The sequence below is a fragment of the Acinetobacter sp. YH12116 genome (assembly GCF_013418895.1).
Taxonomy (GTDB): Bacteria; Pseudomonadota; Gammaproteobacteria; order Pseudomonadales; family Moraxellaceae; genus Acinetobacter; species Acinetobacter indicus.
In genome coordinates this window covers 38,223-53,086 of sequence record NZ_VPBE01000001.1, presented here as the reverse complement: position 1 = coordinate 53,086, position 14,864 = coordinate 38,223, and the positions used below count along the sequence as shown (strand labels likewise).

8 protein-coding genes are annotated in these 14,864 nt (G+C 43.2%); all 8 read left to right on the top strand.

Going from position 1 to position 14,864, the window contains the following annotated elements; genetic code table 11:
* The first annotated feature begins 20 nt into the window (after positions 1–20).
* The 8 genes from FTU54_RS00220 (at position 21) to FTU54_RS00185 (ending at position 14,742) form a co-directional block, all read left to right on the top strand.
* Entirely contained in the window at positions 21–4,532 is a 4,512-nt protein-coding gene (locus tag FTU54_RS00220) for a translocation/assembly module TamB domain-containing protein (protein WP_180074227.1), read from the top strand.
* A gap of 107 nt (positions 4,533–4,639) precedes the next feature.
* On the top strand, positions 4,640–4,999 hold the full coding sequence (locus tag FTU54_RS00215; RefSeq protein WP_180074225.1) for a hypothetical protein: 360 nt from the start codon (positions 4,640–4,642) through the stop codon (positions 4,997–4,999).
* A gap of 271 nt (positions 5,000–5,270) precedes the next feature.
* Positions 5,271–5,540, top strand: coding sequence for a hypothetical protein (locus FTU54_RS00210; RefSeq protein ID WP_180074223.1), 270 nt, complete (start codon positions 5,271–5,273; stop codon positions 5,538–5,540).
* 295 nt (positions 5,541–5,835) lie between these two features.
* Positions 5,836–8,475, top strand: coding sequence for a bifunctional aconitate hydratase 2/2-methylisocitrate dehydratase (locus FTU54_RS00205; protein WP_104498267.1), 2,640 nt, complete (start codon positions 5,836–5,838; stop codon positions 8,473–8,475).
* Positions 8,476–8,534: 59 nt separating this feature from the next.
* A complete protein-coding gene (locus tag FTU54_RS00200; protein WP_180074222.1) occupies positions 8,535–10,226 on the top strand; it encodes an ATP-dependent endonuclease in 1,692 nt (563 codons plus the stop codon).
* A 136-nt stretch (positions 10,227–10,362) separates the two neighbouring features.
* On the top strand, positions 10,363–10,584 hold the full coding sequence (locus FTU54_RS00195; RefSeq protein WP_104484059.1) for a hypothetical protein: 222 nt from the start codon (positions 10,363–10,365) through the stop codon (positions 10,582–10,584).
* Positions 10,585–10,708: 124 nt separating this feature from the next.
* Positions 10,709–11,932: a sodium/glutamate symporter gene (gene gltS / locus FTU54_RS00190; protein WP_005178651.1), complete on the top strand. Its 1,224-nt coding sequence runs from the start codon at positions 10,709–10,711 to the stop codon at positions 11,930–11,932.
* 587 nt (positions 11,933–12,519) lie between these two features.
* On the top strand, positions 12,520–14,742 hold the full coding sequence (locus tag FTU54_RS00185) for a DUF6351 family protein (protein ID WP_104489194.1): 2,223 nt from the start codon (positions 12,520–12,522) through the stop codon (positions 14,740–14,742).
* Positions 14,743–14,864 lie beyond the last annotated feature (122 nt).

Sequence of the window (14,864 nt, the reverse complement as noted above, 5' to 3'; positions counted from 1 at the left end):
ATTAAGATTTAGAGAGAACTATGGCTGAAGTTGAACAGCAACCAAATACACCCGCGCCTGTACCCAAAAAGCGCAGAATAGTCAGAAGTGCCTTGTTGTCACTGCTGTTTATGGTGGTGTTGCTGGTATCGGCTTTGGCAATCATGTTCTCGACCGACCGTGGCAGTAAATTCCTGCTTGACCGGGTGCTGGAACGTCAGCAGATCATTCAGTATGAATATGAAGGCGGGAACTTATTGCGCGGTATTATCCTGCGCAATATTCTGGTCACACTGAAATCGGTGGATGTCAAAATTGACCGCGCTGATGTCATGCTGGGCTGGCGCGCCGTGCTGAATAAGGAAATCCATTTTACCCATGCCGATGTGCGTAATCTGCAAATTACCACCAAAGGACCGCCAAGTGATGGACCATTCAAGTTTAATGAAATCCGTCTGCCTTTTGTACTCCGGCTTGATCATGCCGATCTGGACCGTTTGCTGATTCAGACTTCAGCTGGCAGCAAAGTCAATTTTTATGATGTAATCCTGAACAATGCGCTGTGGTCGGGCACCAAACTGGAATTTGAAGATTCCAGTATGCGTATGGATTATCTGTCGGTCAAAAATGCCAGCGGCGATATGGATTTTTATGGCAAATATCCGCTGAATGCCATTGGCGATGTGAATTTACCTTCGTTAAACAACAGCCTGAATATTCATGATATTAAAGTCGTCGCCAAAGGGTCTTTAGATACCGTTCAGGCCGGGGTGGCGACCTATACGCCCGATTTGCTCACCGGTTGGGTGGTGCTGCATCCAATGCGTGAAAATGTGCCGATGTTTGGTGAGCTGCAGTTTAATCAATACCATTGGCCGCTGTTACAAGACTGGGAGCTGTATACAGAAGACGGCACAGCCAAGTTTAAGGGTGATATCAAGCGTCTGGATTTAGATGTCGCTACCGATCTGATGGGTAAAGATATTCCAACAGGACAATATACCGCGCTCATGCATACCGATCTGGTCAATCAGCTGAACATCAGCAACTTAAATGGCCAGCTGATGCAGGGCGCCGTGAATGTGGCTGGTGTGGTCGGCTGGAACGAGCGCGTCAGCTGGGATATTACCGGTCGCCTGGACAAGATTAATCCGAAAGACCCACTCATTCCGCAGGTGGTGCAGGATTTTCTGCCGCCAAGTCTGGATGCTCAAATTGCCTCTAAAGGCCATTTAGAAAATGGAACCCATCTGACGGCGCAGGTCGATTTTGACCGCTATGAAACCTGGAACCTGAAACTGGATCAGAATGCGCCGAAAAACCGCCAGCCAAACCCCATGGTGCTGGATGTACGCTGGAACAATATTGACCGCGCGATGCCTTATATTGGCTGGTTATCCAGTGAATCGGGTGATGTGCAGATGGCTCTGGTCGAAGGCCAGCAAAAGATTTTTGTCGCAACCCAGGTGGCGCAGCATGAGCAGGGTGCTTTACCAGCGGGCATGTACAAGGCCGAGCTGAATCTGAAGAACAATAATCTGGATGTACCTAGCTTTAGTTATAACGCCGGCGCCAGCACCTTGACGGGCCGTGCGCTGATTGAACTGCCAACCGACAAACGCCAGCTCAAATGGAATGCTACCTTAAACGCGGATAATTTTAATCCGAAAATCATTGCTGATGCTGCTCCGGTCAATCTGCTGAATGGCCGTTTGCAGGCCAATGGTTTTGCCCGTCCAAACCAGCAGATTATTCATTTAAACAATATTGATTTACGCGGTCGTCTGGCCGAGCAGGATGAAACGGTGCATCTGACCGGGAACAGTACCGTGGCCTTGCTGTTTCATGATGAGCGTGCGGGTGGCGGCTTCAAGAGCTTTGCGGTCAATTATGATGGCGCACTCAACAGCAGTCTGCTGCAAGCCAGTCAGGGCAGTTTAAAGCTGAAACTGTCCGGTACACCGGAGCTGATCAAGATTTCAGACCTGCGTCATGACGGTGTGGCCGGGCAGATTCTGGCCAATGGTATGCTGAACCTGAAAAATGGCATTGGCTGGAACCTAAACGCCTCTTTAATCCGCTTTAAACCGCATTATTTTGTCTCGAGTGTGCGCGGCGAGCTGTCGGGCAATGTACGTACCCAAGGGGTTTGGTCAGATCAGCTTAAACGCATCAATATTGAAAAGCTCAATCTGGCCGGCATGATCAACAATAAACCGGTACGTGGTACCGGTAATCTGGCCCTGTTGATGGATGCCAATCAGCAAGGTTTCCTGCCGCAGCAGTTTGAGGCCAATAATTTATATCTGGCCTATGCCAAGAACCAGATTCAGGCTACTGGTAATGCACAAAACCTGAGAATCAAACTGAATGCACCAGCACTGTATGAACTGTATGCCGGTTTGCGTGGCCGTGCTTATGGCTATTTAAATGTGCAGTCGCAACCACGTTTGCAGGCCACCGCCAATCTGGTGGTCGATGATTTTGGTTTAAATAACCTGTTTAGCGTGCGCAAAATGCGTTTACGCGGTGAATTGCCGACCTCGGAAAATACCCCAACCTTGCTCACAGCCAGTCTGGAAAATTTACGTAGCGGCAACCGTGAAATTCAAAAAGGCGAGATTTCACTGGCCGGTACCCGCCAGGCGCATCTGCTGAAAGTGAAAGCGGAAAACCGTTTAAGTAGCTTCTATGTGCAGCTGGCCGGCGGCTTTAATGCTGAAAATAACTGGCTGGGTCAAATCCAGAAAGGTGATTTTGACTCCTTAAGAACCCGTCTGGTGCAGCGTCAGAATGCCTCGGTCATCTTCCAGACCAAAACCAGCGATCTGTTTGTGGGTGCGCATTGCTGGATGAGCCAGCAAAGCCAGTTGTGTTTTGACCAGCCTATTCGGGTCAATAAAAACCGAGGTAATCTGTCCTTTGTAACCCGCAATGTCGACCTGAACGATTTTGCCGCCTTTATGCCGGAAGGTCTGGCGATTACCGGTAAAGTCAATGGACATGCCAAAGCCTCCTGGGCACAAGGTCAGCGTCCAAAAATTGATGCACGTCTGGTAACCCGTAATGGGGTCATTGGGCTGGCAGGTGATGACCCGCAAGAGCTGGGCTCGACCTTAAGCTATGATCAGGTCGCTGTGGTGGCTAAAAGTATTGCTGAAGGTCTGCAAATTCGACTGGATTTGAAAACCCCGGAAATTGGTGCCGGTTATGCCAATGTTATTATTGATCCATATACCGAGCGTAAGCCGATGCGCGGTGAAATTGCCTTTAATGAAGTGCAGTTAAAAGTCTTTAAGCCGTTTATTGCCGATGTGCGTTCTATGGCTGGGGTATTGTCCTTTGCCGGTAAGGTCGGCGGTACGTTAACCCAGCCATTACTGACCGGTGAAATGCGTCTGAAAGATGGTGCCATCAGCATGATTTCCTTGCCGGTGAACCTGACCAATGTGCAGCTGTATTCCTCGATTCGACAGGATTCGGCCACAATTAATGGCGCATTTAACAGTGGTCAGGGCGTGGGACATTTAACCGGTCATGTTGACTGGAAAGGCGTACCGAAAATTCAGCTGAACTTAAAAGGGGATAATCTGCTGGTGCGTCAGGCGCCGCTAATTACTGCCATTGTGACGCCGGATTTATCCATGGAGGTTTTCCCGACTCAGAAACGTTTAAGCTTAAATGGCAAGGTCGATGTGCCGCGTGCGTTAATTTCCATGCCTGAGGCTTCCGATCCGGTGGTGAATCTGTCTTCGGATGTGCGTGTGGTGCATGAAGGGCAAGACCAGCTGGCGGTATTACGCTCTGCGCGTCCTTGGGATATTCGTGCCGATCTGGAACTGAATCTGGGCGATCAGGTCATCTTCCAGGGCTTTGACAGCCGTATTCCACTGGTGGGCCGTCTGTATCTGAGTCAGCGTGGTCTGGAAACCGCCATGCGCGCCAATGGTGCAATTGGGGTTAGCCAGCGCGTCAAGATTGAAGCCTATGGCCAAAGTCTGGATTTAAACCGTGCCATCGCCCGTTTTAATGGACCATTAGCCAACCCGAGTCTAGATATTGATGCCAACAAGAGCGTACAGGGCAGCGTAGTCGGGGTGCGGGTGACCGGAACGGCTTCTGGTCCGAATATTCAGGTCTATAACGATGCCGGCTTGTCCGAGCAGGAAGCACTAAATGCCCTGATTACCGGCCGGATTAACGAAGGTGCCAGCGGTTTAAGCCAGACCGACAGTTTCCGTTCCGATGTCAACAATACCATTGCGGCGGCAGGTATCAGTCTTGGTTTAGGCGGCACGCGAGCCCTGACCAACCAGATTGGGCGTACCTTTGGTTTAAGCGGTCTGGCCTTAGATGCTCAAGGTACGGGTGATGATACCCAGGTCAGCCTGACCGGTTATATCACTCCGGATCTGTTTATCCGTTATGGCGTGGGCGTGTTTACCCCGGTGAACAAGCTGACTTTGCGTTATCAGATGAACAAACGTTTGTATCTGGAAGCCAGTCAGTCGCTGGAACGTGCCGTGGATATTTTCTATAACTGGCGTTTCTAAGCCGTCTAATCTGGACTATAAAATGCGCTCAACACGGGCGCATTATTTCTGGCCGATTTCTCATTCAGGATAACTTTGATTATCATAGCGGAAATAGGAGAGTATGCATGAACAAACTATTCGCTTTGGCTGCCTTAATTGCATTGGCCGGCTGTGCAGAGAAAAAGCCCTTAACCCCGGAAGAGCAATGGAAAGGTTACTGTACCAGTGTTGGTAATGCAGCACGAACCATCATGCTGGATCGTCAAAATGCCATTGAAAAAGATCAGGCACTGGCTCATGCGGACAAAGTAGAAGATGAAACCACACGCAAATTTATTTTTGAGATTATTGAAACGGTCTATGCCATGCCTGAGCAGGAAGTGAAGGGTGATGTAGATGCCGCGCGTGAGAAAATTAAAGCGCAATATACAGAAAAATGTCTGGCTACGCCGTATGACGAAATGCCGGATTATCGACGTTTTTAAGTCATGAACCCAAAATGCCAGATGACATATTTGTGATCTGGCATTTTTTTGTGCTCACTATTTCTGCATATAGATAACAATAATCAAAATTCGCTGCGTTGATTTATATTTTAAGCAGATATTGAGTCTGCTATTTCTTCCTCTACTTACTTCTAAATAGCCTAAGCAATATAAATATATATTGTGACACTTTTCTTTAGCATCAATATAGAAAAGCTTATCTTTTTAATGAATAATGGATTTAACAATAGCCAGAAGAAAGGAGCACATCATGGACGTGGTTGGGTATCTGCATCATGCAGATTTGCTCTTGGAAAATGAACAGGGCGTGACCATTATTGGCAATAGCAACTATGTGCTCAGTATTGGAGATAAAGTCTATTTTCAACAACTTATTGATGCTGACAGCAAGCGTTATCAGGTCAATATCTCCTTTGCCAGTGCCGGGCATAGTACCCTGCATGAAGATCAAATTCAGGTCAAATTTGAGGGTAGCCGCGAACATCTGCAGCAATATTTAAACAGTACAACGGTACACTAAGGTTGAATAGTAATTGGAACCCGGAAAAGGCAGCATAGTGTTGCCTTTTTTCTATTTAGAATTCGGTTAAAGTGGATTAAAAGCAGCAATGACGGGTCTAAACGTGCTCCGCTTGATTATTGTATAAACAATATGAACATCATTTAGTTATAAAATAATGAGCATCACAAAGAAACACCTTCCTTGCATTAACTTTTAACTGGAATTTTAGTAAAATTTTGCAGTCCATATTACTTGTGAAGCTTTGAACAAGCTGGAATTCACAGGTAATTTTTTAAAAAAGAGGAATAACACCGTGCTAGAAGCTTACCGCCAACACGTTGAAGAACGTGCCGCACTCGGAGTCCCACCGAAGCCACTTGATGATGCTCAAACCGCTGCATTAGTTGAATTATTAAAAAACCCGCCAGCTGGTGAAGAAGCTTTCTTGGTTGATTTGCTTGAAAACCGTGTTCCAGCGGGTGTAGACCAAGCTGCTTATGTAAAAGCTGCTTTCCTGTCTGCTGTTGCAAAAGGCGAAGCGACTTCTCCATTAGTTTCTAAAGAACGTGCGGTTTACTTACTAGGTACTATGCTTGGTGGTTATAACGTAGCGCCTTTAGTTGAACTTCTGGAAAATGCTGAACTTGGTGGTTTAGCGGCTGACGCTCTGAAGAAAACCCTGCTTGTATTTGATGCATTCCATGACGTTGCTGAAAAAGCAAAAGCGGGCAATGACAATGCGAAAGCAGTACTTCAATCATGGGCTGAAGCTGAATGGTTCACTAGCCGTCCAGACGTTCCAGAAGAAATCAAACTGACTGTTTTCAAAGTAACAGGCGAAACGAATACTGACGACTTGTCACCTGCACAAGACGCGTGGAGCCGTCCAGACATTCCATTGCACGCAAATGCAATGCTGAAAAACGTTCGTGATGGTATCAACCCAGAAGTTCCTGGTGAAGTTGGTCCATTAAACCAAATTAAAGAACTGATTGCGAAAGGCAACCAGGTTGCTTACGTTGGTGACGTTGTTGGTACAGGTTCTTCTCGTAAATCTGCAACGAACTCTGTGCTTTGGTTCTTCGGTGACGAACTTCCACACATTCCAAACAAAAAAGATGGCGGTTACTGCTTAGGCGGTAAGATTGCTCCGATTTTCTTCAATACCATGGAAGATGCGGGTGCATTACCAGTTGAGATCGATGTTTCTAACATGAATATGGGTGATGAAATCACTCTGAAAATCGATCACGCTGCTGCAAAAGTAACTGCGTTCAAAAACGGCGAACAAATTGCTGAATCTGAACTGAAAACTCCAGTGCTTCTAGACGAAGTACGTGCCGGTGGCCGTATTAACCTGATCATTGGTCGTGGTTTAACTGGTAAAGCACGTGAAGCTTTAGGTCTTGAGCCATCTTCTTTATTCCGTACTCCAGTACAACCTGCTGACTCTGGCAAAGGCTTCACTTTAGCGCAGAAGATGGTTGGTCGTGCATGTGGTCTTCCAGAAGGTCAAGGCGTTCGCCCTGGTACTTACTGCGAACCGAAGATGACAACTGTTGGTTCTCAAGATACAACTGGTCCTATGACTCGTGACGAGTTAAAAGACCTGGCGTGCTTGGGCTTCTCTGCTGACCTGGTAATGCAATCTTTCTGTCACACAGCTGCGTATCCAAAACCAGTTGACGTGCAAATGCAACACACACTACCTGACTTCATCATGAACCGTGGTGGTGTATCTTTACGTCCAGGCGACGGTATTATCCACTCTTGGTTAAACCGTATGCTTCTTCCAGATACAGTTGGTACTGGTGGTGACTCGCATACTCGTTTCCCAATTGGTATTTCATTCCCGGCGGGTTCTGGTCTGGTAGCGTTCGCTGCTGCGACTGGTGTTATGCCACTGGATATGCCTGAATCTGTACTTGTGAAGTTCAAAGGTAAAATGCAGCCTGGTATCACTCTACGTGACCTGGTACACGCGATTCCTTACTACGCAATTAAAGAAGGTGACCTGACTGTAGAGAAGAAAGGTAAGAAAAACATCTTCTCTGGTCGTATCTTAGAGATCGACTTAACAGAAATGGAAACAGACTTAACTGTTGAGCAAGCATTCGAATTGTCTGATGCTTCTGCTGAACGTTCTGCTGCAGGCTGTGCGATCACGCTTTCTGAAGAGAAAGTTGCTGAATACCTACGTTCTAACATCACCATGCTGAAGTGGATGATTTCACAAGGTTATGGCGATGCTCGTACTATGGCGCGCCGTGTTGAGAACATGGAAAAATGGTTAGCGAACCCATCACTGCTGAAAGCTGATGCTGATGCTGAATACACTAAAGTGTATGAAATTGACCTTGCTGACATCAACGAACCTATCCTGTGCTGCCCGAACGATCCAGATGATGCGAAACTGCTTTCTGACGTTCAAGGCGACAAGATTGATGAAGTATTCATCGGTTCTTGTATGACGAACATCGGTCACTTCCGTGCAGCTGGTAAACTTCTAGACAAAGTTCCTGGTGGTTCTTTATCTACTCGTCTATGGTTGGCTCCTCCAACGCGTATGGACGAACACCAGTTAATGGAAGAAGGTTTCTTCAACATTTATGGTAAAGCTGGCGCGCGTACTGAAATGCCAGGTTGTTCATTATGTATGGGTAACCAAGCACGTGTTGCTCCGAACACTACTGTAGTTTCTACGTCTACTCGTAACTTCCCGAACCGTTTAGGTCAAGGTGCGAACGTATACTTAGCTTCTGCAGAGCTTGCTTCTGTTGCTGCGGTTCTTGGTAAATTACCAACTCCTGAAGAATACCAACAGTATGCTTCTCAAATCGACAGCATGTCTGCTGACATTTACAAGTACTTGAACTTCGATCAAATGTCTGAATATACAGATGCTGCTAAAAATGTAGATACGAAAAAAATTGCTGCTGCTCAATTAGCTTAATTAATTGATAATTAAACTAAAGTAGTTTATAAAAGCTCCACTTAGGTGGGGCTTTTTTTATGAAATTAACTAAATTTACAATTAAAAATTTTAGAAGTATTACTGATGGAAGTGAAATTCATTTTGGAAATTATTCTGTTTTAGTTGGGAAAAACAATGAAGGTAAAACTACAGTATTGATGGCTCTGAGATTGGCAATGGATACTTTAAAGTTGCATGCTTATCAACTTCCCAACACTAAAAGAACAATATTTAAATTAAAGAATGCATATGAGTGGGATAGAGATTTTCCTATTTCTCTTCAAGAAAAGCCGAGAATTAAAAAAGTTACAACTTTTAAAATAGATTTTGAGCTCTCTGAAATTGAAAAGATTGAATTTAGAAAAGAAGTTGGTAGTAAGATTAATGGAAGTTTATGTATCGAAATAAGTTTTGATGAAAATAATATTTCTACTGTACTAGTACCTAAAAGAGGAAGTGCAGCACTATCGAAAAAATCAAATCAAATAGCAAAATATATAGCTAATAAAATTCAATTCACATATATACCTGCGATTAGAACTGAACATGAAGCAATCGGGGTAATTAATGAAATGATTGAAGAGGAGTTGAGTAAGTTAGAAAGTGAAAGCAAATTTAAAGAGGCTTTAGATGTTATTGAAGAGTTGCAAAAACCTGTGTTAGATAAGGTTGCAACTACTATTCAAGAATCTTTGCATAAATTTTTGCCAAATATCAATAATGTAGAATTAAGTATTTTAGGAAATAATCGTAAAGCTAATTTAAGAAAAGATTATCTAATTGAAATTGATGATGGGGATTTAACAGATATTAAATTCAAAGGTGATGGTGTAAAAAGCCTAACAGCAATTGGACTATTAAAGGATCGAAACAAAATTATTAATGGTGCATCAATTATTGCGATTGAAGAGCCTGAATCACATTTACATCCTTCTGCAATGCATGAATTGAAACAAGCTATTCAAAAATTAGCTGAAGATAGTCAAGTTGTAGTTTCGACCCATAACCCAATTTTTGTTGATAGAGAGACTTTAGCAAATAATTTATTAGTTTCGAATAATAAAGTTAAAGCTGTTAAAAAAATAAACGATATAAGAATATGCTTAGGAATTAGAACTTCTGATAATCTGATTCATGCTAGTAAAGTATTATTGGTGGAAGGAGAAACGGATCAAATTATACTAACTAAATTATTTCAGGAACGAAGTTTAAAAATCGCAAAACTTATTAAAGATGGTGATTTTAATATTGTCTCTACAAATAGCGCCTCAAAATTACCTTATAATTTAAGGTGGTATCAAGATCAGTTATGTTCTTGCTATGTGCTAGTTGATAATGATAGTTCTGCTAAAGAAAGTATATTAAAATTATTAAATGCGAAAGAACTTGATCAAAAATCATATATGCATATAGTTGTCGCAGGAAAAAATGAATCTGAAATTGAAAATTTATTTAAAATAGAGTTCTATGAGGACATTATTTTTGATCAATTTTCAGTTGAGTTATCAAAAACAAAATTTTCTAAAGATAAATCTAAATGGAGTAATTCAATAGAAAATGCTTTAAAAAGTAGTGGGAAGAGTATTATTGCAGATGATATTACGAACCTAAAAAAAGCGATTTCAAAAAAAGCTGTCAAAGATGGAGTCTACGATAATCTGGCTCTACATAATATCGATTTCGTGGATAATTTAATCTTTCAAATTGAAAATTATTTCATTAAAAATTAAAATTTTTAATAGGATTTGTTTTCATATATGATTTTTAAAGCCAAATCATGAGTATGCCATTGGCTAAGCTTTACAGTTGTAACAATACATCGTTTAATCACGCAAGTTGTAGTGATTTAAATAGTTGACTAAGTACATGCCCAAACAATCCCGATTCCTCTGTATTGGTGGTTTCCTTAATGGAACACAAGTCAAAGACCAAGGCGACAGCTTTGTCTGCGTCGAAAATGGTAAACAGGTGAATTACCATAAAAAGGAAATCTTCCATCAAGATGCTTGGGATCATGATTATTATGTTTGTGAAAGTACGACAGACCAGCAAGCACACAATTGGGTTTATGATATTCCATCGTATTAATTGAATCTATTTAGGACATAAATTAAACAATTACTAGAAACAATAACTTGCATAACATTTCTAAAATTGATTTTTCATACTGTTTTCCTAAAACTGTATGAAAATAAAGCTAATAGGGAATGTTATGAATTATGAAATCGATGCCTTTGGCACCTTGGTGATTGCAGTATTTTTTCTTTTTATTGGGCGGTATCTTGTTAGTAAAATTGGCTTCTTTAGAAACTATAACTTACCTGAACCTGTAATCGGCGGTCTAATCGCAGCGATTACAGCTTTTATTCTCTATAAATTTTTTAATATCAGTGCCACATTTGACTCAGAAACTCAAACCATTCTGATGCTGATGTTCTTTACCTCTGTTGGTTTAAGTGCAGACTTTACCAAGCTCAAAGAAGGTGGGAAATCACTGCTGATCTTTCTGGTCTGTGTCATTCTATTTGTAGTTGTACAAAATGCGGTTGGCATGAGTTTAGCCACAGCACTTGGGCTTGATCCATTGATTGGTCTGATTGTCGGTTCTGTTACCTTAACGGGTGGACATGGTACTGCCGGTGCTTGGGGTGAAGTGCTTGAAACTCAATATGGAATACAGGGGGCAATTGTCCTCGGAATGGCAAGTGCTACTTTTGGTTTGATTATTGGTGGGCTTGTGGGTGGTCCGGTTGCCAAATTTTTGATTAAACGAAATCAGTTGGCAGAGACAGTAGCGCAAGAGACCAATGAACAACAACTCGATACTAGCATCAACACCGCACCCTTCGAATATCCAAAGAAAACCCGGTTGATTACAGCCAGTAATGCAGTGTCGACTTTGGGGATGTTTGCGCTATGTATTTTTGTTGCGAATGAAATGACAGAGATCAGTCAGGGAAGATGGTTTGAACTGCCGACCTTTGTCTGGGCTTTAGGTACAGGAGTAATTGTACGTAACTTTCTGGAGCATGTACTGAAAGTCGATATTTTCGACCGTGCCATTGATGTATTTGGCAACGCGTCATTGTCCCTGTATTTATCTATGGCTTTACTGTCACTGCAACTCTGGTTGCTGGCCGATTTGGCAGGCCCGCTCATTACCATTTTGTTTGCGCAGACAGCGGTACTGATTTTATTTACCGCAATTGTGACCTTTAGAATCATGGGAAAAAATTACGATGCAGCCGTATTGGTAGCAGGGCATTGTGGTTTTGGTATGGGAGCAACCCCGACTGCGATTGCCAATATTCAGGCGGTCACCAATAGCTATGGTCCATCACATAAAGCCTTTTTAATCGTACCGCTGTGTGGTGCATTTTTTATTGATATTGTGAATGCTGTGGTGATTCAGAGTATCATTGCATTTTTCGGTTAAATTTTAATACGACTTCAAAATCATATAGACATTAAAAAGCCCCATGGTTAGGGGCTAGTCGTATGCACATCTGAGGCACATACTGTAAGAGGCTCATCTCATACTGAGCGTATTAAAGCACACTCTTTTACTTCAACCTACGAAAGTTTTTCTGATCTGCTGGTTATAAATGGAAGGTCATAGTCAAAAGTGGGGGAGGAGAAAGTTTTATTGCTCAAAATTAAGCATTTTTTATCTGAAATTTGGATGTTTTAAATTTCTCATTTCATCGTTAAATGGTTACAAAAGTTTTCCAATAAAACGGAAAATATTACACAAGAATAAAAGAATTTAATCATTTACCAAGTTAATTAAAGTAAAAGTTATATAACTATTCATCTTTTTAGTCATGCAAAATAGCTTGAAATTAAATCAGATATTCATAAGCAGAATTTGGTTCTTATCCCTGATTTTGGTGATTTTTTAAAACAGCCCATAAAACAATAAATAACAATAATGACAATAGTTGTTGTCAAATTATCTTTATGCTCATGAATGAAGTTATACAGATAAAAACTTCAGAAAAATAATAATTTATGGATGAGCGTATGAAAGGAAAACTGGTATTCAATAGCCTCAATATTGCGGTGTGTAGTGTCATATTGTATGGCTGTGGTGGCGGAGGTGGAGATTCTTCCGGTTCAGGAACATCTTCAAAAGTAGAACGGGAAATGGTGGAGGTGTTATCCACCCGACCAGATTTAATCACAGACTCGGATGTATTGCTGAAACTGGATCTGCCCGATGATATTCAAACTACGGCATTGAAAGTGTCCCTGAATGGACAAAATATTAGTGATGCATTTGCCAATGAGCAGCGCCAAGCCTTAGTTGAAGGACTTAAACTGGGCGATAATCAACTCAAGGTTGAAGCAGGGCGTTATTATCAGAATTTAAGCCTGATCAATCATCCTTCGAGTGGACCATTACTGTCTGGCCCGCAGTTAAAGCCCTGGACCTGTACCAATGCATCGACCGATCAGTTCTGTCAAAAGGCTGTGCAATATAACTATTACTATAAAGATCGTTTGGGACTCATTAAAAGTTATGACCCGGCACAACCGCCGGCCAGTCAGAATATTGCCACCACCACTACCGATGAAGGACTAACGGTGCCATTTATTGTGCGTGAGGAAGTGGGCTATCAGAACCGCGATGAATACCGTTTTGCGGTGTTGTATGATCCGAACCAGCCGTGGACCGCCTTAAAGCCACAAGCGCAATTTAACCATAAACTGGTGGTCACGCATGGCCAAAGCTGTGGTAATGATTACCAGTCTGCCTCTGCGCCAACGGTCATTGCCACTTCAAGTTCCATTTTGCCTGATGTCACCATTTTGGCTTTAGGCCGCGGCTTTGGGGTGATGTCGACTGCACTGTCTCATAGCGGTCATAACTGTAATCTGGCGATTCAGGCAGAATCGCTGATTATGGCCAAAGAGCGTTTTATTGAGCAGTATGGCACCTTGCGCTATACCATCGGGCAGGGCTGTTCAGGTGGTGCGCTGGCAGCACAATGGGTGGCCAATGCCTATCCGGGAATTTATCAGGGGATTTTACCCACTTGCTCATTCCCTGATGCCTGGAGTACCGCTTCACAGTTCGCCGATTATCACCTGATGATTAATTATTTCCAGACTCCAGAAGGCCGTTTAAGCTTCTTGCCGCATCAGATTGCGCATGTTCAGGGACATATTTCTGAAATTAATGGCTATGTCAGTGAGCTGGCCCAGTTTGATGTGGCGCGGCCAAATACCATCTGCAAGGGAATTTCATCGGCGCAGTTATATCATGCCACCAATAATCCTCAAGGCATTCGCTGTTCGATTCAGGATGCGGCAATTAATTTGCTAGCCCCACGCCCAACGGAGCTGTGGACCGAAACTGAGAAACGCATTGGTCGCGGTTTTGCTGGCCTGCCGATGGATAATGTCGGGGTACAATATGGGCTGGACAGCTTGATGAAAAACATCATTACCCCAGAACAGTTTGTACAGTTAAACGAAAAAATAGGTGGCGTGGATATTGATATTCAGGCGGTGCCTGAACGTCTAGAAGCCAATTATACGGCGCTGAATAATGCCTATCGCAGTGGCTTAATTAATGTCGGAAACAACCTGAATAAAGTGGCGATTATTGACTGTCGAGGTCCGGACCCGGCGCTGTTCCATGATTCCTATCGTGCCTTTGCCATTCGGGCACGACTGGAAAAAGCGCATGGCAATTATAATAACCATGTGATTTATGGCGGTGATCTGGTCATGATTGCCGATGCCAAATGTCTGGAAATCAGCTTTAATGATATGGACCGCTGGTTAAGCAATGTCGAAAAAGACTTAAGTGATTTGCCTATTGCCACCAAACTGACCCAAAACAAACCGGCAGATGTAAAAGATGCCTGTATTACTGCCGGCATCATTAACCGCGAGAATCTGTGCAGCACGCTCAGATTACCGGTATATGGCACACCGCGTATGGTGGCCGGGGACAGCCTGACCACCTATGCCAACAAGTGTCAGCTGAAACCTTTAAATGTGTCGGATTATGGCAATACGGTCCGCTTTAGCAATGAACAGCTCCAGCGATTGCATCGGGTTTTCCCGCAAGGCGTGTGTGACTATAGCCAAGCCCCAGTTGGCTTTGCTGACACCATTGGCTGGATGAGTTATCAGGATCGGCAGGGCAGCGTAGTTTATGGAGGACAACCTTTGCCTGCGGTCAGTTCATCGGCTGCACGCGGCTGGGCATCTAAAGCTTTCCAGTTGTTTTAATTCTTCACACATTTTTTGTTTCACAAAAACCAGTGATTTTTCACTGGTTTTTTTATGATTCATTTTGATTTTTAGTTGAAAATTCATGTAATATAACGGCGGTTATTTCACCGTTGTGTAGA

What these genes read in the sequence shown, in the direction of transcription:
- FTU54_RS00220 (WP_180074227.1), top strand. Translation starts at nt 21, where the DNA reads ATGGCTGAAGTTGAACAGCAACCAAATACACCCGCGCCTGTACCCAAA.
- FTU54_RS00215 (WP_180074225.1), top strand. Translation starts at nt 4,640, where the DNA reads ATGAACAAACTATTCGCTTTGGCTGCCTTAATTGCATTGGCCGGCTGT.
- FTU54_RS00210 (WP_180074223.1), top strand. Translation starts at nt 5,271, where the DNA reads ATGGACGTGGTTGGGTATCTGCATCATGCAGATTTGCTCTTGGAAAAT.
- FTU54_RS00200 (WP_180074222.1), top strand. Translation starts at nt 8,535, where the DNA reads ATGAAATTAACTAAATTTACAATTAAAAATTTTAGAAGTATTACTGAT.
- FTU54_RS00195 (WP_104484059.1), top strand. Translation starts at nt 10,363, where the DNA reads ATGCCCAAACAATCCCGATTCCTCTGTATTGGTGGTTTCCTTAATGGA.
- gltS (WP_005178651.1), top strand. Translation starts at nt 10,709, where the DNA reads ATGAATTATGAAATCGATGCCTTTGGCACCTTGGTGATTGCAGTATTT.
- FTU54_RS00185 (WP_104489194.1), top strand. Translation starts at nt 12,520, where the DNA reads ATGAAAGGAAAACTGGTATTCAATAGCCTCAATATTGCGGTGTGTAGT.